Origin of the sequence: Rubrivivax rivuli (assembly GCF_004016505.1) — a bacterium.
Lineage (GTDB): Bacteria > Pseudomonadota > Gammaproteobacteria > Burkholderiales > Burkholderiaceae_C > Rubrivivax > Rubrivivax rivuli.
In genome coordinates, this window is the sequence record NZ_SACR01000002.1 from 143,807 (window position 1) to 160,971 (window position 17,165).

Genomic DNA, 17,165 nt, shown 5'->3' on the forward strand with positions numbered 1-17,165 from the left:
CAAGTTGCAGGATAGGCGCCAGGGGGCTGCGTGGCATGCCGGCTGCGACCAACTGCAAAGCATTGCGATGAATCCGGCTCCACAGGGGCCGAGCGTGCGATCAGCCGCCTTCCAGCCCGAGCGCCACGCGCGCCTGGTACTCGCGGTCCAGCAGGCTCATCACCACCAGCGTGTCGTAGCCATCGGCCGGCTGCCCCGGGCCGGGCTGCAGGCGCACGCTTTCGCGCAGGCGGCCTTCTTCGACAAAGCCTTCGCTCGCATAGAGCGCCAGCGCGCGCGTGTTGAGGCTCTTCACATCGAGCCAGAAGCGGTGCGCGCCCAGGTCGCGGAAGGCCAGGCGCTTGAGCACGCGCACGCACTGCCGGCCCAGGCCGCGGCCCTTGGGCTGCAGCACCAGGCGCTTGAGTTCCACGCTCTTGTGCGGGTTGCGGCAGCCTTGCAGGATGACGAAGCCGTCGCGGCCCCCAGCTTCACCCGCCACCCCCGCACTGGCGTCGATGATGAAGTGACGGAAATCCGGAAAACGCACCGCGCTCTCGTGTTGCGTGCGTTCCCAGGGGGTGATGAAGGGCAGGTTGGCGGGATCGCTCTCGACGCTGGCCACGTAGTCGAGGTCGGACAGCATGGTCGGCCGCAAGCTCAGCATGGCCGCCCCGCCTTGGCATCTGCGCCTGCCGCGGCGCGCTGTGCGAGCGCGGCGTCCAGGCGCGCCACCAGTTCATCCCGACCCATCTGCATCGCCTCGCCTTCGTTGGCATCGAGCAGGCGCTCGATGAGTTGGTGGACCACCCGGTCGCCTTCCCAGCGGCTGCCGACCAGATAGCGGGCCCGCGGCGCGCCGTCGAACAGCGCGTGCAACACCGCTGCGGCCACCGCTGCGGGCGGCGACTGGCGGCGGTTGCTGGCGGATTCGGGCTGCGAGGGGCCGAAGGGCGCGGGCGCACCGCCATCGCCGTCGAGCTGCGCCAGCAGAGCGGCCGCGGCCTCCGCAAACGGCGGCCCGGCGCGCTGCAGCCGCGCGCGCAGGCCGGCCGCGCCCCGCTGGCCGATACCTGTGGCCACGGCGCCCGGTTGCACGATGCTGACCGACACACCGTGTGGCGCCAGCTCCAGGCGCTGGCACTGCGCCAAGGCTTCCAGTGCGTGTTTGCTCGCGGTGTAGGGGCCGTAGAGCGGGCTCGTGATGCTGCCGCCCATCGAACCGATGTGCACGATGCGGCCCTGCCCGGCCCCTGCGGCCAGCAGCGCCGGCAGCAAGGCGCGGCTCAGGCGCTGCGGGCCCAGCAGGTTGGTGTCGAGGATGTCCTGGAACTCGTCGTCGCTGAAGGTGTGCAGCCAGCCCAGGCCGCCGACACCGGCGTTGTTCACCAGCCCGTGCAGCACCGGCAGGCGCTCGGCCAGGGCCTGCACCTGTGCCGGCTGGCGCACGTCCAGCGCCACGGGCTCGATGCCAGCGATGGCTCCCAGGGCCGCCAGGTCAGCCGGTTGGCGGGCGCAGGCCCAGACGCGGTGGCCTTGGCCGGCCAGGGTCTCGGCCACACAGCGGCCGATGCCAGCCCCGGCGCCGGTGACGACGACGTGTTTCAGACGTCCACCTCGACCTCGTCGCCGCGCAGCTCCATCAGGTCGCGCCGCGCCTGCGCTTCGCCCTTGCCCATCAGCTTGCCCAGCAGCGTGCCAGTGGCATCGAACCCGCGGTCCAGCCAGCTCACGGGCAGCAGCCGGCGCGTTTCGGGGTTGAGCGTGGTTTCCCACAGCTGCTCGGCGTTCATCTCGCCCAGGCCCTTGAAGCGGCTGATGCTCCAGCTGCCTTCCTTGGCGCCTTCCTTGCGCAGCTTGTCGAGCGCGGCTTCGAGTTCGCCTTCGTCCAGTGCGTACAGCTTGGCGGCCGGGCGCTTGCCGCGCGCCGGGGCGTCGATGCGGTACAGCGGCGGCCGCGCGATGTAGACATGGCCGCGCTCCACCAGCTTCGGGAAGTGGCGGAAGAAGAGCGTGAGCAGCAGCACCTGGATGTGCGAGCCGTCGACATCGGCGTCGCTCAGGATGCAGACCTTGCCGTAGCGCAGGCCGCTGAAATCGGGTTCGTCGTTGGGGCCGTGCGGGTCCACGCCCACGGCCACGGCGATGTCGTGGATCTCGGTGTTGCCGAAGAGCCGGTCGCGGTCGACCTCCCAGGTGTTGAGCACCTTGCCGCGCAAGGGCAGCACGGCCTGGGTTTCCTTGTTTCGGCCCATCTTGGCGCTGCCACCGGCGCTGTCGCCCTCGACGAGAAACACCTCGTTGAACAGCAGGTCGCGGCTTTCGCAATCGGTCAGCTTGCCCGGCAGCACGGCCACACCACTGCCCTTGCGCTTTTCCACCTTCTGCGAGGCCCGCTGGCGCGTCTGCGCCTGGCGGATGACGAGCTCGGCCAGCTTCTTGCCGAGATCCACGTGCTGGTTCAGCCACAGCTCCAGCGCCGGCTTCACGTAGGCCGACACCAGGCGCAACGCGTCACGGCTGTTCAGGCGCTCCTTGATCTGGCCCTGGAACTGCGGGTCCAGCACCTTGGCGCTCAGCACGAAGCTGGCGCGCGAGAACACGTCTTCCGGCATCAGCTTCACGCCCTTGGGCAGCAGGCTGTGCAGGTCGATGAAACCCTTGATGGCGCCGAAGAGGCCGTCCTTTAAGCCACTTTCGTGCGTGCCGCCGGCCACCGTGGGGATGAGGTTGACGTAGCTCTCGCGCAGCAGCGTGCCTTCGTCGGTGAAAGCCACACACCAGGCAGCGCCCTCGCCTTCGGCGAAGTTCTCGCTTTCGCTGGCGCTGGCGTACTGCGCACCTTCGAACAGCGGGATCAGCGGGTCGGCCACCAGGCTCTGCTGCAAGTAGTCGCGCAGGCCGGCGGCGTACTTCCAGGTGGTGACTTCCGGGTCTTTCTGGCCCGCCTTCTCCACCGTCAGCGTCACCGTCACGCCGGGCATCAGCACGGCCTTGCTGCGCAGCAGGTGCAGCAGCTCGGCCCGCGGCAGATCGGCGCTCTCGAAGTACTTGGCATCGGGCCACACGCGCACGGTGGTGCCGTGTTTGCGGTCACCCGCACTGGCCTTGCGCAGCACCAGCGGTTCGATCACATCGCCACCGTTGCCAAAGCACAGCGCGGCCACCTGGCCTTCGCGCCACACCGTCACCTGCAGGCGTTTGGCCAGCGCGTTGGTCACGCTCACACCCACGCCGTGCAGGCCGCCGCTGAAGCTGTAGGCGCCGCCGGCGCCCTTGTCGAACTTGCCGCCGGCATGCAGGCGTGTGTAGACGATCTCGATCACCGGCACCTGTTCTTCCGGGTGCAGGCCGAAGGGGATGCCGCGGCCGTCGTCTTCCACGCTGATGCTGCCGTCGGCATGCAGCGTCACGCCGATGCGGCTGCCATGGCCGGCCAGGGCTTCGTCGGCGGCGTTGTCGATGACCTCCTGGATGATGTGCAGGGGGTTGTCGGTGCGCGTGTACATGCCCGGCCGCTGCTTGACGGGCTCCAGGCCCTTGAGCACGCGGATCGAGGCTTCGCCGTAACTGTTGTTCTGCTTGATGGAAGGCATGGGCCCGATTTTAGGTGGGGCCCTGACGCGGAAGCCGTGGCCGAGGCCGCGCCCGGCTTACTGCCGGTAGCGCGACATCGCCAGCCCGCTGACGTCGATCTCGGGCTGCTTGCCGCTCACCAGATCGGCGATCACGCGGCCGGTACCGGCCGCCATGGTCCAGCCCAGCGTGCCGTGGCCGGTGGCCAGCAGCAAGTTCTGCACCGGCGTGGGGCCGACGATGGGCGTGCCATCGGGCGTCATGGGGCGCAGGCCGCACCAGAAGCTGGCCTTGCTGACATCGCCGCCGCGAGGGAAGAGGTCGCTCACCACGTGGTTCAGCGTGGCGCGGCGGCCTTCGCGCAGGTTCAGGCTGTAGCCGGCCAGTTCGGCCGTGCCGCCCACACGGATGCGGTCGCCCAGGCGTGTGACGGCCACCTTGTGCGTCTCGTCCATGATGGTGCTCTCGGGCGCGTACTGCGCGTCGGTGATGGGCACCGTGATGCTGTAGCCCTTGACCGGGTAGACGGGGATTCGGAGGCCCACCGGCTCCAGCAACTGGGGGCTGAAGCTGCCCAGGGCCAGCACCACCTTGTCGGCCTGCAGCAGGCCGGCGTCGGTGTGCACGCCGGTGATGGCGCCGCCGCCCACCTGCAACGCCTGGATGCGCGTGTTCCAGCGGAACTTCACACCGAGCGCCGCGGCCATCTCGGCCAGGCGGTTGGTGAAAAGGTGGCAGTCGCCGGTTTCGTCGTTGGGCAGGCGCAGTGCGCCGACGAACTTCTCCTGCGTGAGCTTGAGCGCAGGCTCCACGGCGCAGAAGCCGGCACGGTCGAGCACCTCGAAGGGCACGCCGTACTGCTTGAGCACGGCCACGTCGCCGCCGATGCTGTCGAGTTGCTTCTGGGTGCGGAAGAGCTGCAGCGTGCCTTGCGCGCGGTCGTCGTAGGCGATACCGGTCTCGGCGCGCAGCGCTTTCAGGCAATCGCGGCTGTACTCGGCAATCGGCACCATGCGGCTCTTGTTCAGCGCATAGGCCTTCTCGGTGCAGTTGGCCAGCATCTGCGCGCCCCAGCGCCACATGGCAGGGTCGAGCAGCGGCCAGATCACCAGCGGGCTGTGCTGCATCAGCATCCACTTGATGGCCTTGATGGGCACGCCCGGGCCCGCCCAAGGCGCGCTGTAGCCGGGGCTCACCTCGCCGGCGTTGCCGAAGCTCGTCTCCAGCGCGGCGCCGCTCTGGCGGTCGACCAGTTCCACCTCGTGGCCGGCTTTCGCCAGATAGTAGGCCGTCGAGACCCCGATCACACCGCCACCCAGCACCAGCACCTTCATCACGACCTCCGGAAAGTGGTGTCACTCTAGCCAGCCCGGCGCCGACGACTTGCAGCGTTTTCCGAGACAATGCCCGAATGAATGCAGCTTCCGCGCCAGACCGGGCGACACATATGCCGTCGCCCACGCTGTCGATGAAGCAAGTGCTCATCTGCGGCGCCTTGATCGTCACGCTGAGCATGGGCATCCGCCACGGCTTCGGCCTGTGGCTGCAGCCCATTACCATGGAGCGCGGCTGGTCGCGCGAGACCTTCGCCTTCGCGCTGGCCATCCAGAACCTGGCCTGGGGCCTGGCCGGGCCGATTGCCGGCGGCTTGGCCGACCGCTTCGGCGCCTTCCGGGTGCTGGTGGTGGGCGCTGTGCTCTACGCGCTGGGGCTGGTGTTCATGGGCCTGGCCAGCAGCGGCCTGGCCTTCATGGGCGGTGCGGGCATCGTGTTGGGGCTGGCGCAGAGCGGCACCACCTACGCGGTGGTTTACGGCGTGATCGCGCGCCAGGTCGCGCCTGAGAAACGCTCGTGGGCCATGGGCATCACGGCAGCGGCGGGCAGCTTCGGCCAGTTCCTGATGGTGCCGGTGGAAAACGGGCTCATCGGCGGGCTGGGCTGGCAGAACGCGCTCTTTGTGCTGGCCTGCATGGCGCTGATCATCGCGCCGCTGGCTCTCGGCATGCGCGAGCCGCCCAAGGCGGCCAGCAGCGGCCCCAAGCAGAGCGTGGCCGCGGCGCTGCGCGAGGCCTTCACCACGCCCAGCTTCGGCCTCTTGATGGCGGGCTACTTCGTCTGCGGCTTCCAGGTGGTGTTCATCGGCGTGCACATGCCCAGCTACCTGAAGGACCAGGGCCTCAGCCCCGAGGTGGCCACCGGGGCGCTGGCCCTCATCGGCCTGTTCAACGTGTTCGGCACCTATGCCGCCGGCAGCCTGGGGCAGCGCCTGCCCAAGCGCTACATCCTCAGCGCCATCTACGCGCTGCGCTCGGTGGCCATCGTGGCCTTCCTGCTGGCACCGCTGACGCCCACCAGCGTCTACATCTTCGCCGCGGTGATGGGCTTCCTCTGGCTCAGCACTGTGCCGCCCACCAACGCCATCGTCGCGCAGATCTTCGGCGTGCAATACATGAGCATGCTGGGCGGCTTCGTCTTCCTCAGCCACCAGGTGGGCAGCTTCCTGGGCGTGTGGCTGGGCGGCAAGCTCTTCGATGCCACCGGCAGCTACGACGTGGTGTGGTGGATCGCCGTCGGCCTGGGGGTGTTTGCTGCGCTGGTGAACCTGCCGGTGCGCGAGGTGGCCCTGGTGCGCGGCGGCCCGGTGCCCAAGGCCGCCTGAGTGTCATGAAACGACGCGCCCTGCCCCTGTTGATGGCCGCCCTGGCTGCGGCCGTTCTGGCGGCCGTCTTCATGGCCTACCTGAACCCGCACACGGTGGTGGACCTCGCCAACCGCGTGTGGAGCTGCTTCTGATGCAGCCTGCGGCGATGCACGGCCTGGGTGCGCCTTCGGCCTGGGTGCGGCGCTTCACGCCGCTGCTGCCCGCCGGCGCCACGGTGTTGGACGTGGCCTGCGGTGGCGGCCGCCACCTGCAGTGGCTGGCGTCACAAGGCCACCGCGTGATGGGCGTGGACCGCGACCCCACCGCGCTGGCGCTGGTGGCCCAGGCCCTGCCCGCGGCCGAGTTGCTGCAGGCCGATCTCGAAGGCGCCCCCTGGCCGCTGCCCGGCCGCCGCTTCGACGCCATCGTCGTCACCAACTACCTCTGGCGCCCGCTGTTCCCGGCACTGCTGGCTGCGCTGGCGCCCGGCGGCATCTACCTGCACGAGACCTTCGCTGACGGCCACCAGCACATCGGCCGCCCCAGCCGGCCGGATTTCCTGCTGCAGCGCGGTGAACTGTTGCGGGTGTGTGCCGGTCTGCGTGTGGTCGCCTTCGAAGACGGCTTCGAAGCCCCGGCAGACCCCGCCGGCAGCGGCCGTTGCGTGCAGCGCATCGTGGCGGTGAACGAAACCGCGGCGGGCGGTATCGAAGCGCGCTGGCCCCTGGGGTAGGCGCGCAGCCGGCGCCCAGGCCCGGGCGGCTAAAATCCGCCGATTCACCTTGTCCCCCACCCGCATGAACCCCATCCAAGGCAGCATCGTCGCGCTCGTGACCCCGATGCACGCGGACGGCGGCATCGACTTCGATGCCCTGCGCCGCCTCATCGACTGGCACATCGCCGAGGGCACCGACTGCATCGGCGTGGTCGGCACCACCGGCGAATCGCCCACGGTGTCGATGGCCGAGAACTGCGAGGTCATCCGCGTGGCGGTGGAACATGCCGCCGGGCGCGTGCCCATCATGGCCGGCACGGGTGCCAACTCCACGGCCGAGGCCATCGAGCTCACGCGCTTCGCCAAGCAGGTGGGCGCCGACTGCCACCTCTCGGTGGTGCCCTACTACAACAAGCCTTCGCAGGAAGGCATCTACCAGCACTTCAAGGCCATCAGCGAAGCGGTGGACCTGCCGCTGGTGCTTTACAACGTGCCCGGCCGCACCGTGGCCGACATGCAGCCCGAGACCACGCTGCGCCTGGCGGAACTGCCCGGCATCGTTGGCATCAAGGAAGCCACGGGCAACATCGAACGCGCCTGCCAGCTCATCAAGCACCGGCCTGAAGGATTCGCCGTCTACTCCGGCGACGACGGCACCGCGGTGGCGCTGATGCTGCTGGGCGGCGACGGCAACGTCAGCGTCACCGCCAACATCGCGCCGCGGCTGATGCACGAGTTGTGCAAGGCCGCCATTGCCGGCGACGTGGCCACCGCGCGTGAGATCCACCTGCGCCTGCTGCCGCTGCACAAGCAACTGTTCTGCGAACCCAGCCCGGCGCCGGCCAAGTGGGCCCTGGCCCAACTGGGCCGCTGCGCGCCGCACGTGCGGCTGCCCATCGTGCCGCTCACGGCGGCGGGCCAGGCGGCCGTCGGCCAGGCCCTGCGCGACGCCGGTGTGCACGCCGTCTGAACGGCGCCCGCCCTTTCCAACGCCACCCCATCCTTGCTGGCAGGGCCTGCACCAGGCCGCTGCGGAGACCTTGAACGTGAAACCTGTTGCTCTTGCCCCGGCCCCTGCCGCCCATCCGGCCCGCCCCCTGAGTGCCGTGGCCCTGGCCATCGTGGTGCTGGGCGCCACCGGCTGCACCACCGTGGGCGATGGCCTGTTTTCGAACGACAAGGTCGACTACCGCTCGACCGTCGTGAAGGCGCAGCCCCTCGAAGTGCCGCCCGACCTGACGCAGCTCTCTCGCGAATCGCGCTACCAGCCCCAGGGCGGCGTGGTCAGCGCTGCGGCGGCAGGCGGCACAGCGGCAGCCGTGCCGGCGGCGGGCATCGCGGCCCCGGCAACCGTCGCGCTCAACAACCTGGGCGAGATGCGCGTGGTGCGCGACGGCCAGCGCCGCTGGCTGGTCGTGCCGCAAACGCCCGAACAGCTGTGGCCGCGCCTGAAGACCTTCTGGCAGGAGCGCGGCTTCACGCTGGTTGAAGACAACGCGGCGGCCGGTGTCATGGAGACCAACTGGTCGGAAAACCGCGCCAAGCTGCCCAACGACATCATTCGCAACACCGTCGGCCGCCTGCTGGGCAACCTCTACGACACCGGCGAGCGCGACAGCTACCGCACGCGGCTGGAGCGCACGCCCAGCGGCACCGAGATCTATCTCAGCCACCGCGGTGTGGAAGAGGTCTTCACCACGCAGCAGCGTGACAGCGGCACCACCTGGCGCGCCCGGCCTTCAGACCCCGAGCTCGAAGCAGAGATGCTGAGCCGGCTGCTGGTGACGCTGGGCGCCGCCGAGCAGCCCGCGCGCAGCGCCGTGGCCGCGGCAACCGCCGCTTCGGCCGCTGCCCCGGCGGCGCCTGCGCCGCAGGCCGTGGTCGCGGCGCAGGCCACGTCGTTGAGCATCGCCGAGCCCTTCGACCGCGCGTGGCGCCGCCTGGGCGTGGCGCTGGACCGCAGCGGCTTCACCGTCGAAGACCGCGACCGCTCGGCCGGCATCTACTACGTGCGCTACGTCGACCCGAAGAGTGCCGGCAAGGAAGAGCCGGGCTTCTGGTCGCGCCTGTTCGGCAACGACACCAACCCGCTGGCCGCCGTGCGCTACCGCGTCGTGCTCAAGAGCGCGGCCGGCGTGAGCGAAGTGACCGTCCAAAGTTCGGCTGGCAACCCTGAACTGGGTGCCAACGCCAAGGCCATCATCGCGCGCCTGGCCCAAGAGCTGAAGTGAGCCCCCGGGCTCGCTAGCGCTCGCCACCCCCCGAGGGGGCAGTCCGCCAGCGGCCCGGCAGAGCCGGTTCCGCGGCGGGAAGCTTGGTTGGGGCGCGGCCGTTGGGCAGCACCCGTCTCATCAACGCTCGCCGATCGGCTTGACGTTGCGCGCGACCGAGCCCACGAAGAGCTGGCGCGGACGGCCGATCTTGTACTCGGGGTCGCCGATCATCTCGTTGAGCTGGGCGATCCAGCCGACCGTACGGGCCAGCGCGAAGATGGCGGTGAAGAGGCTGACCGGAATGCCCAGCGCGCTCTGCACGATGCCCGAGTAGAAGTCGACGTTGGGGTAGAGCTTGCGGCTGACGAAGTAGTCGTCTTCCAGCGCAATCTTCTCCAGCGCCATGGCCAGCTTGAACAGCGGGTCGTCGTGCAGGCCGGTGGCTTGCAGCACCTCGTGGCAGGTTTCGCGCATCAGCTTGGCGCGCGGGTCGTAGTTCTTGTAGACCCGGTGGCCGAAGCCCATCAGCTTGACGTTGCTGTTCTTGTCCTTGACCTGCTTGATGAACTCGCCGATCTTCTCCACGCCACCCTGGCGCTGGATGTCCTTCAGCATGTTCAGTGCGGCTTCGTTGGCGCCGCCGTGTGCCGGGCCCCAGAGGCAGGCCACGCCCGCCGCGATGGCGGCAAACGGGTTGGTGCCCGAGCTGCCGCACAGGCGCACGGTGGAGGTGCTGGCGTTCTGCTCGTGGTCGGCGTGCAGGATGAAGATGCGGTCGATGGCGCGCACCAGCACGTCGTCGGGCTCGTACTCTTCGCATGGCGTGGCGAACATCATGCGCATGAAGTTCGCGCTGTAGCTCAGCGAGTTCTTCGGGTAGATGAAGGGCTGGCCGATGCCGTACTTGTAGGCCATGGCCACCAGCGTGGGCATCTTCGCGATCAGGCGGATGGCGCTGATCTCGCGGTGCTGCGGGTTCGTGATGTCGGTGCTGTCGTGATAGAAGGCCGACAGCGCGCCCACCAGGCCCGTCATCACGGCCATCGGGTGGGCATCACGGCGGAAGCCGCGCAGGAAGAACTGCATCTGCTCGTTCACCATCGTGTGGTTGGTGACGAGCTTGGTGAAGTCGGTGCGCTGCTCGGCGTTGGGCAGTTCGCCCTTCAGCAGCAGGTAGCAGGTCTCGAGGAAGTCGCATTGCGTGGCGAGTTGCTCGATGGGGTAGCCGCGGTACAGCAGCTCGCCCTTGTCACCGTCGATGTAGGTGATGGTGCTGTTGCAGCTGGCGGTGCTGAGGAAGCCCGGGTCGTAGGTGAACTTGCCGGTCTGCGCGTAGAGCTTGCGGATGTCGATGACATCGGGCCCGATGCTGCCCTTGTACAAGGGCAGTTCCATGCTGGGGCTGCCGTCCGAGAAGGACAGGGTGGCTTTCACGTCGGAGGGGGTCATGGGCTGGGCCTTTCTTCGGGTTCGGACAGCAGGGACGGATTCGGCAGGGTTCGTTCAGTGGCGCTGCACACGCATCAGCGCCAGCACCTCGTGCACCTCGGGGGTGTCGCAGGGCTCTTCTTTCAGATCGTGCGGCTGCTTGCGAGAGAGCAGCAGGTCGAGCAGGTCGTTGTCGGCCAGCGCCATCAGCGCCTGCAGACCTTCGGCTTGGCGCACGGTGAGCGTGGCTTCATGGCGCTCGAAGAAGCGCTGCACGAAGAGGTCGTTCTCCAGCAGGCCGCGGCGGCAGCGCCACTTCAGCTTGGAGAGCGAGCGTTCGTCGAGCAGCGCGTCCATGGCATCAGATGGCGCGACGGACCATCAACTCCTTGATCTTGCCGATGGCCTTGGTGGGGTTCAGACCCTTGGGGCAGACATCGACGCAGTTCATGATGGTGTGGCAACGGAAGAGCCGGTACGGGTCTTCCAGGTTGTCCAGGCGGCCGGCCGTGTCTTGATCGCGGCTGTCGGCGATGAAGCGGTAGGCCTGCAGCAGGCCGGCGGGGCCGACGAACTTGTCGGGGTTCCACCAGAAGCTCGGGCAGCTGGTGCTGCAGCTGGCGCACAGGATGCACTCGTACAGGCCGTTGAGCTCGTCGCGCTCTTCCGGGCTCTGCAGGCGCTCCTTCTCGGGCGGCTGCGTCTCGTTCACCAGGTAAGGCTTGATGCTGTGGTACTGCTTGAAGAACAGCGTCATGTCCACGATCAGGTCGCGGATGACGGGCAGGCCCGGCAGCGGCTTGAGCACGATGGTGCCCGGCAGCGTGCGCATGTTGGTCAGGCAAGCGAGGCCGTTCTTGCCGTTGATGTTCATCGCGTCCGAACCGCACACGCCTTCGCGGCAGCTGCGGCGGAAGCTCAGCGTCGGGTCCACGGCCTTGAGCTTGTTCAGCGCGTCGAGCAGCATGCGCTCGTTGCCGTCGAGCTCCACCTGCAGGGTCTGCATGCGGGGCTTGGCGTCGGTGTCGGGGTCGTAGCGGTAGATCTGGAAGGTGCGTAGCGTCATGGGGTACTGCTCCTGACTCAGAAAGTGCGGACCTTGGGCGGCACGGATTCGACCGTCAGCGGCTTCAGGTTCACAGGCTTGTATTCGAGGCGGTTGCCTTCCGAGTACCAGAGCGTGTGCTTCATCCACACCTCGTCGTTGCGGCCGTTCGGGTGCTCGGGGGTGTCGCCGTAGTCATTCACGGTGTGGGCGCCGCGGCTTTCCTTGCGCGCGGCGGCGCTCACCATCGTGGCCTGGGCGCTCTCGATCAGGTTGTCGACTTCCAGCGCCTCGATGCGCGCGGTGTTGAAGACCTTGCTCTTGTCCTTCAGGCCGATGGCCTTCACGCGCTCGGCCAGGTCGGCCACCTTCTTCACGCCTTCGTCCATCAGCGCCTGGGTGCGGAAGACGCTGGCGTGGCGCTGCATGGTGTCGCGCAGGTCGTTGGCCACGTCTTGCGCGTACTCGCCGTTGGTGCTGCTGTCCAGGCGCGCCAGGCGGGCCAGGCTGGCATCTGCTGCATCGGCCGGCAGCGGCTTGTGGCTCTGCTTCTTCAGGCCGCTGTCGACGATGTGGTTGCCGGCCGCGCGGCCGAAGACCAGCAGGTCGAGCAGCGAGTTCGTGCCCAGGCGGTTGGCGCCGTGCACGCTGACGCAGCTGCACTCGCCCACGGCGTAGAAGCCACCCACGACGCTGTTGGGGTTGCCGTTCTTCGGCGCCACCACCTGGCCGTGGATGTTGGTGGGGATGCCGCCCATCTGGTAGTGGATGGTCGGCACCACGGGAATGGGTTCCTTGGTGATGTCGACGTTGGCGAAGTTGTGGCCGATCTCGAAGACGCTGGGCAGGCGCTTGAGGATGGTGTCGCCACCCAGGTGCGTCATGTCGAGGTTGATGTAGTCCTTGTTCGGACCGCAACCGCGACCTTCCTTGATCTCCTGGTCCATGCAGCGGCTGACGAAATCGCGCGGCGCCAGGTCCTTCAGCGTCGGGGCGTAGCGCTCCATGAAACGCTCGCCGTTGGCGTTGCGCAGGATGGCGCCTTCGCCGCGGCAGCCTTCGGTCAGCAGCACGCCGGCGTTATGCACGCCGGTGGGGTGGAACTGCCAGAACTCCATGTCTTCGAGCGGGATGCCCGAACGCGCGGCCATGCCCAGGCCGTCACCGGTGTTGATGAAGGCGTTGGTGCTGGCGGCGAAGATGCGGCCGGCGCCGCCGGTGGCGAACAGCGTGGTCTTGGCTTCGAGGATGTAGACGTCGCCCGTCTCCATCTCCAGCGCGGTGACACCCAGCACGTCGCCTTCGCTGTCGCGGATCAGGTCCAGCGCCATCCACTCGACGAAGAAATTGGTGCGCGCCTTCACGTTCTGCTGGTACAGCGTGTGCAGCATCGCGTGGCCGGTGCGGTCGGCTGCGGCGCAGGCGCGCTGCACGGGCTTCTCGCCGTAGTTGGCGGTGTGGCCGCCGAAGGGGCGCTGGTAGATCGTGCCGTCGGGGTTGCGGTCGAAGGGCATGCCCATGTGCTCGAGCTCATACACCACCTTCGGTGCTTCGCGGCACATGAACTCGATGGCATCCTGGTCGCCCAGCCAGTCAGAACCCTTGACGGTGTCGTAGAAGTGGTAGTGCCAGTTGTCCTCGGCCATGTTGCCGAGAGAGGCCCCGATGCCGCCCTGCGCCGCCACCGTGTGGCTGCGCGTCGGGAAGACCTTGCTCAGCACCGCCACGTTCAGGCCGGCCAGCGCGAGCTGCAGCGAAGCGCGCATGCCGGAACCGCCGGCACCCACGATGACGACGTCGAACTTGCGACGCGGAAGAGATGCAGTACCCATGTGAAGTTGCCTCGTACAGCAGGAAATCAAGCGAAGGCCGCGGAGCCGGCTCTGCCGGGCCGCTGGCGTTGCCCCCGGGAGGGAGCGGGCGCAGCCCGTAGGGGGTGGGCCAAGCTCACAGCCTCCAGAGCACTTGAATGGCCCAGCCCATGCAGCCGATGAGCCAGACGATGGTGAACACCTGCAGCACCAGGCGAACCGCTGCAGCCTTGACGTAATCCATCCAGATGTCGCGCACGCCCACCCAGGCGTGCCAGCCCAGGGCGACGAAGAGCACGAGCGTGAGCACCTTCATCCACTGCGCGGCGAAGATGCCCGCCCAGGCGTCGTAGCCGATGGGGCCGCTGGTGAACAGCACCTGCGCGAGCAGCACCACCGTGTAGATGGCCATCAGCGTGGCGGTGACGCGCTGGCTCAGCCAGTCGCGCATGCCGTAGTGGGCGCCCGTGACGACGCGCTTCGAACCGTAGTTGACCGACATGTCTGCGCCCCTTCAGTACAGGCCGAAGAGCTTGGCGCCCAGCGCGGCGGTGAGCGTGAGGCTCAGCACCAGCGTGACGACGGCCGAGTTCTTGCCGTGGGCCTTGGTGACGCTGTGCGTCATGTCCATCCAGAGGTGGCGCACACCGGCGATGAAGTGGTGCAGGTAGGCCCAGATCAGGCCCAGCACGGTGAGCTTGACGAACCAGCCCGGCACGAAGCCGATGCCGGCGCTGAAGGCGCTGGTGAAGCGCTCGTAGCTGATCTCGGAAGTGACGCTGACGTCGAAGAGCCAGATCACGAAGGGCAGCAACACGAACATCAAACCGCCGCTGACGCGGTGGAGGATGGACACCCAGGCTGCCAGTGGAAGACGGTACTTCGTGGCGTCGACCAGGCGCATGGTGCCGGGTCTTTGTCTGCTCATCTCAGGCATTTGTACTTCTCGTGGTGAAACCGGGTGAAACCCTCGGAGTTTATTGCAATGCAACAGGCTTACGCGGAGCTGGTCAGGGCATGTTGACAGGCTTCAACTGAGCTCGTTGCGGTAGTGGTGGCCTGCGGTGTGATAGAGGCCGCGGCGCAGTTCCACGGGGCGGTCGCCATAGGTGTAGGCCAGCCGCTCGACCGACAGCAGCGGCTCGCCTTCGCGCACGGCCAGCAGGGCCGCTTCGGTGGCACTGGCGCCCACCGCGCGCAACTTCTCTTCGGCACGGATCATGTGCACATTGAATTCGGCCTCGAACAGCCGGTACATCGGCCCGCGCCAGGCCTGCAGTCGTTCGGCCGTCAGTCCCTTGAACAGCGTGCCGGGCAGCCAGATGTCGTCCAGCACCACGGGCCGCAGCTCGCTGCCTTCGGGCGCCAGCAGCAGCCGGCGCACCTGCACGGCGGCCTCTCCCGAGCTCAGGGCGAGCAGGCGCGCCACTTCGGCCGGCGCACGCATGCGGCGGCATTCCAGCAGGCGGCGCTGCAGCTGCGGCGCGGTGCCGTCGTCGGGCAAGAGGCGCAGGAAGCGGAACTGCGTGGCACGCTCGGCGTGCGTGGCCACGAAAGTGCCCTTGCCCTGGCGCCGCACGAGCACGTTGTCGGTCGCCATCTCGTCGATGGCCTTGCGCACGGTGCCCTGGCTGACGCGGAAACGCGCGGCCAGCTCCACCTCGCTGGGGATGGCCTGGCCCGGCAGCCACTCGCCGGCCTGCAGGCTTTGCAGCAGCAGCGCCTTGATCTGCTGGTACAGCGGGCTGAAGGCCGGCGTGCCCAGGCCCGATGCCACCGGGGACGCAACCGGCGTGCCCGACACGGCAGGCGAGGCCGCAGGGCCGGAGGTAGGCAGGACCGAAGACATGGTGGGCATTCTCCCTCAGAAGTCTTGCATAAGACATAAGAATTCAGTCAGGGTGCGACGACTAGAATCCGGGCTTCGTGTTCCCTGCACGTTCACACCCCTTTTTGATCCAGGAGACCTCCATGTCCAAGAAGCCCGTTCGCGTGGCTGTCACCGGCGCCGCCGGCCAGATCGGCTACGCCCTGCTCTTCCGCATTGCCAGCGGCGAAATGCTGGGCAAGGACCAGCCGGTCATCCTGCAGCTGCTGGAAGTGCCCGTCGAAGGCCCGCAGAAGGCGCTGAAGGGCGTGATGATGGAACTGGACGACTGCGCCTTCCCGCTGCTGGCCGGCATGGAAGCGCACAGCGACCCCATGACCGCCTTCAAGGACACCGACTACGCGCTGCTCGTGGGCTCGATGCCGCGCAAGGCCGGCATGGAGCGCGCCGAGCTGCTCAGCATCAACGGCCAGATCTTCATCGGCCAGGGCAAGGCGCTCGACGCCGTGGCCAGCCGCGACGTGAAGGTGCTGGTGGTGGGCAACCCCGCCAACACCAACGCCTGGATCGCGATGAAGAGCGCGCCCAGCCTGCCGCGCGAGAACTTCACCGCCATGCTGCGCCTGGACCACAACCGCGCCCTCAGCCAGCTGGCTGCCAAGACCGGCAAGCCCGTGGCCAGCATCCAGAAGCTGGCCGTGTGGGGCAACCACAGCCCGACCATGTACGCCGACTACCGCTTCGCCACCATCGAGGGCGCCAGCGTGAAGGACATGATCAACGACCACGCCTGGAACAAGGACGTGTTCCTGCCCACCGTGGGCAAGCGTGGCGCGGCCATCATCGAGGCGCGCGGCCTCTCGTCGGCAGCTTCGGCCGCCAACGCCGCCATCGACCACATGCGCGACTGGGCCCTGGGCACCAACGGCGGCTGGGTCACGATGGGCGTGCCCAGCAACGGCGAGTACGGGATCCCCAAGGACACGATGTTCGGCTACCCCGTCACCTGCGAAGGGGGCAAGTACAAGATCGTCGAAGGCCTGCCGGTGGACGAGTTCAGCCAGGGCTGCATCGACAAGACGCTGGCCGAGCTGGTGGGCGAGCAGGACGGTGTGAAGCACCTGCTGTGAAGCCGGGGCGCGTGGCGCCCTGACCCAAGAAGAAGGGCCCCGTCATGGGGCCCTTTCTTTTGCTCGGCCGGCAGGCGGCCGGCTCCGGGAGGCGGCTCTCCGATCAGGCGCCGCGGCGGCGCGAAGCGGCCAGCAGCGCGAGGCTCAGGCCCGCCAGGGCCAGCGCCGAGGGCTCTGGGACGCTGCCCCCTTGACCACCACCAGTGACGGTGAAGTTGGCTCGGAAATAGTTGCCGCTGTTGTCTTCCACCAGGTTCAGGCTGCCGCCGCCCACGAGCGTGGCCGCTGCACCGAAGTAGACCTCCAGGGTGTGCGAGCCCACGCCCACGCCAGCCAGGAAATCAATGTCGCTGCCCCAACCCGCCCACTGCTGCTGACCCGGCTGGTCGAAAAGATCGCCAGCGACATCGGTGAAGGGAGCGTTCGTGGTGAAGCCCAGGCCGACTTCGTTGAAGGCCCCGGTGCTGCCCACGCGCCAGAACAGGCTGGCCCCCGTGACCGTTGCCGAGCTCGGGGCCTGGACCGTGAAGGTCTGCACCTGCGCGCCCGACAGGTAGCCGGTACTGCCCAGGGTGTAGCTGCCGAGGTTGGCGGCTTCGAAATCACCGAGGTTGTTGCCGTTCGACTGAAAGCCGGCCAGGGTGCCGACATACCAGGTCTGGGCACCGCCCTGCCCGATGGCCACCTTGGAACCGATCAGCGACACGCCTTCGGCCATCGCGCCCATCGAGGCACAGAACACCACGCTGGCGCACAGGCCCTTCAACAGCTTGTTCATCATCATGATCTTCGTCTCGCT

The 17,165-nt window shown here is 68.1% G+C and carries 18 protein-coding genes; 6 read left to right on the top strand and 12 right to left on the bottom strand.

Annotated features, from left to right (window positions below; genetic code table 11):
* Positions 1-100 precede the first annotated feature (100 nt).
* From EOE66_RS05275 to EOE66_RS05290, 4 genes are read right to left on the bottom strand one after another with little or no spacing between them, the layout of a single operon-like run.
* Positions 101-646 (bottom strand): GNAT family N-acetyltransferase, encoded by a 546-nt coding sequence (locus EOE66_RS05275; RefSeq protein ID WP_128227642.1) that lies wholly within the window; start codon positions 644-646, stop codon positions 101-103.
* Positions 640-1,587: an SDR family NAD(P)-dependent oxidoreductase gene (locus EOE66_RS05280; RefSeq protein ID WP_259376391.1), complete on the bottom strand. Its 948-nt coding sequence runs from the start codon at positions 1,585-1,587 to the stop codon at positions 640-642. Before EOE66_RS05280 ends, EOE66_RS05275 begins: the two co-directional genes overlap by 7 nt.
* Entirely contained in the window at positions 1,584-3,575 is a 1,992-nt protein-coding gene (locus EOE66_RS05285; protein WP_128227644.1) for a DNA topoisomerase IV subunit B, read from the bottom strand. Before EOE66_RS05285 ends, EOE66_RS05280 begins: the two co-directional genes overlap by 4 nt.
* A 57-nt stretch (positions 3,576-3,632) precedes the next feature.
* Positions 3,633-4,889, bottom strand: coding sequence for a D-amino acid dehydrogenase (locus tag EOE66_RS05290; RefSeq protein ID WP_128227645.1), 1,257 nt, complete (start codon positions 4,887-4,889; stop codon positions 3,633-3,635).
* A 134-nt stretch (positions 4,890-5,023) separates the two neighbouring features.
* Here EOE66_RS05290 and EOE66_RS05295 point away from each other — a divergent pair, with 134 nt between their 5' ends.
* From EOE66_RS05295 to bamC, 5 genes are all read left to right on the top strand, one after another.
* Complete coding sequence (locus EOE66_RS05295; protein ID WP_128228253.1) at positions 5,024-6,214, top strand: MFS transporter; 1,191 nt, start codon at positions 5,024-5,026, stop codon at positions 6,212-6,214.
* A 5-nt stretch (positions 6,215-6,219) separates the two neighbouring features.
* The gene (locus EOE66_RS22280) at positions 6,220-6,348 is read left to right on the top strand and encodes a hypothetical protein (RefSeq protein WP_259376387.1); all 129 of its coding nucleotides are present in this window, start codon (positions 6,220-6,222) and stop codon (positions 6,346-6,348) included.
* On the top strand, positions 6,348-6,929 hold the full coding sequence (locus EOE66_RS05300; protein ID WP_245478919.1) for a class I SAM-dependent methyltransferase: 582 nt from the start codon (positions 6,348-6,350) through the stop codon (positions 6,927-6,929). The genes EOE66_RS22280 and EOE66_RS05300 overlap by 1 nt, the downstream gene beginning before the upstream one ends.
* A 64-nt stretch (positions 6,930-6,993) precedes the next feature.
* A complete protein-coding gene (gene dapA, locus EOE66_RS05305; protein WP_128227646.1) occupies positions 6,994-7,881 on the top strand; it encodes a 4-hydroxy-tetrahydrodipicolinate synthase in 888 nt (295 codons plus the stop codon).
* Between the two features lie 76 nt (positions 7,882-7,957).
* Positions 7,958-9,142, top strand: a complete 1,185-nt coding sequence (bamC, locus tag EOE66_RS05310; RefSeq protein WP_245478920.1) for an NlpB/DapX family lipoprotein — start codon at positions 7,958-7,960, stop codon at positions 9,140-9,142.
* 120 nt (positions 9,143-9,262) lie between these two features.
* Here bamC and gltA read toward each other — a convergent pair whose 3' ends face one another.
* The 7 genes from gltA to EOE66_RS05345 all read right to left on the bottom strand — a co-directional run bounded on the left by gltA (position 9,263) and on the right by EOE66_RS05345 (position 15,257).
* Complete coding sequence (gltA, locus tag EOE66_RS05315) at positions 9,263-10,573, bottom strand: citrate synthase (protein ID WP_128227647.1); 1,311 nt, start codon at positions 10,571-10,573, stop codon at positions 9,263-9,265.
* Between the two features lie 54 nt (positions 10,574-10,627).
* Positions 10,628-10,909 carry an FAD assembly factor SdhE gene (locus tag EOE66_RS05320; protein WP_128227648.1) on the bottom strand — a complete coding sequence of 94 codons (282 nt, stop codon included), beginning with the start codon at positions 10,907-10,909 and terminating at the stop codon, positions 10,628-10,630.
* A gap of 4 nt (positions 10,910-10,913) precedes the next feature.
* Entirely contained in the window at positions 10,914-11,618 is a 705-nt protein-coding gene (locus EOE66_RS05325) for a succinate dehydrogenase iron-sulfur subunit (RefSeq protein WP_128227649.1), read from the bottom strand.
* A gap of 17 nt (positions 11,619-11,635) precedes the next feature.
* Positions 11,636-13,429 (bottom strand): succinate dehydrogenase flavoprotein subunit, encoded by a 1,794-nt coding sequence (sdhA, locus tag EOE66_RS05330; protein ID WP_128227650.1) that lies wholly within the window; start codon positions 13,427-13,429, stop codon positions 11,636-11,638.
* A 115-nt stretch (positions 13,430-13,544) separates the two neighbouring features.
* A complete protein-coding gene (sdhD, locus tag EOE66_RS05335) occupies positions 13,545-13,910 on the bottom strand; it encodes a succinate dehydrogenase, hydrophobic membrane anchor protein (RefSeq protein WP_128227651.1) in 366 nt (121 codons plus the stop codon).
* 12 nt (positions 13,911-13,922) lie between these two features.
* Positions 13,923-14,345: a succinate dehydrogenase, cytochrome b556 subunit gene (gene sdhC, locus EOE66_RS05340; protein ID WP_128227652.1), complete on the bottom strand. Its 423-nt coding sequence runs from the start codon at positions 14,343-14,345 to the stop codon at positions 13,923-13,925.
* Between the two features lie 93 nt (positions 14,346-14,438).
* Positions 14,439-15,257 (bottom strand): GntR family transcriptional regulator, encoded by an 819-nt coding sequence (locus EOE66_RS05345; protein ID WP_128227653.1) that lies wholly within the window; start codon positions 15,255-15,257, stop codon positions 14,439-14,441.
* Between the two features lie 122 nt (positions 15,258-15,379).
* On the opposite strand from EOE66_RS05345, the gene EOE66_RS05350 reads away from it, so the two are divergent.
* Positions 15,380-16,366, top strand: coding sequence for a malate dehydrogenase (locus tag EOE66_RS05350; protein WP_128227654.1), 987 nt, complete (start codon positions 15,380-15,382; stop codon positions 16,364-16,366).
* 103 nt (positions 16,367-16,469) lie between these two features.
* On the opposite strand, the gene EOE66_RS05355 is transcribed toward EOE66_RS05350, so the two are convergent.
* On the bottom strand, positions 16,470-17,144 hold the full coding sequence (locus tag EOE66_RS05355; RefSeq protein ID WP_245478921.1) for a PEP-CTERM sorting domain-containing protein: 675 nt from the start codon (positions 17,142-17,144) through the stop codon (positions 16,470-16,472).
* Between the last annotated feature and the right edge of the window lie 21 nt (positions 17,145-17,165).

What these genes read in the sequence shown, in the direction of transcription:
- EOE66_RS05275 (WP_128227642.1), bottom strand. Translation starts at nt 646, where the DNA reads ATGCTGAGCTTGCGGCCGACCATGCTGTCCGACCTCGACTACGTGGCC.
- EOE66_RS05285 (WP_128227644.1), bottom strand. Translation starts at nt 3,575, where the DNA reads ATGCCTTCCATCAAGCAGAACAACAGTTACGGCGAAGCCTCGATCCGC.
- EOE66_RS05290 (WP_128227645.1), bottom strand. Translation starts at nt 4,889, where the DNA reads ATGAAGGTGCTGGTGCTGGGTGGCGGTGTGATCGGGGTCTCGACGGCC.
- EOE66_RS05295 (WP_128228253.1), top strand. Translation starts at nt 5,024, where the DNA reads ATGAAGCAAGTGCTCATCTGCGGCGCCTTGATCGTCACGCTGAGCATG.
- EOE66_RS22280 (WP_259376387.1), top strand. Translation starts at nt 6,220, where the DNA reads ATGAAACGACGCGCCCTGCCCCTGTTGATGGCCGCCCTGGCTGCGGCC.
- EOE66_RS05300 (WP_245478919.1), top strand. Translation starts at nt 6,348, where the DNA reads ATGCAGCCTGCGGCGATGCACGGCCTGGGTGCGCCTTCGGCCTGGGTG.
- dapA (WP_128227646.1), top strand. Translation starts at nt 6,994, where the DNA reads ATGAACCCCATCCAAGGCAGCATCGTCGCGCTCGTGACCCCGATGCAC.
- gltA (WP_128227647.1), bottom strand. Translation starts at nt 10,573, where the DNA reads ATGACCCCCTCCGACGTGAAAGCCACCCTGTCCTTCTCGGACGGCAGC.
- EOE66_RS05320 (WP_128227648.1), bottom strand. Translation starts at nt 10,909, where the DNA reads ATGGACGCGCTGCTCGACGAACGCTCGCTCTCCAAGCTGAAGTGGCGC.
- EOE66_RS05325 (WP_128227649.1), bottom strand. Translation starts at nt 11,618, where the DNA reads ATGACGCTACGCACCTTCCAGATCTACCGCTACGACCCCGACACCGAC.
- sdhA (WP_128227650.1), bottom strand. Translation starts at nt 13,429, where the DNA reads ATGGGTACTGCATCTCTTCCGCGTCGCAAGTTCGACGTCGTCATCGTG.
- sdhD (WP_128227651.1), bottom strand. Translation starts at nt 13,910, where the DNA reads ATGTCGGTCAACTACGGTTCGAAGCGCGTCGTCACGGGCGCCCACTAC.
- sdhC (WP_128227652.1), bottom strand. Translation starts at nt 14,345, where the DNA reads ATGCCTGAGATGAGCAGACAAAGACCCGGCACCATGCGCCTGGTCGAC.
- EOE66_RS05345 (WP_128227653.1), bottom strand. Translation starts at nt 15,257, where the DNA reads ATGTCTTCGGTCCTGCCTACCTCCGGCCCTGCGGCCTCGCCTGCCGTG.
- EOE66_RS05350 (WP_128227654.1), top strand. Translation starts at nt 15,380, where the DNA reads ATGTCCAAGAAGCCCGTTCGCGTGGCTGTCACCGGCGCCGCCGGCCAG.
- EOE66_RS05355 (WP_245478921.1), bottom strand. Translation starts at nt 17,144, where the DNA reads ATGAACAAGCTGTTGAAGGGCCTGTGCGCCAGCGTGGTGTTCTGTGCC.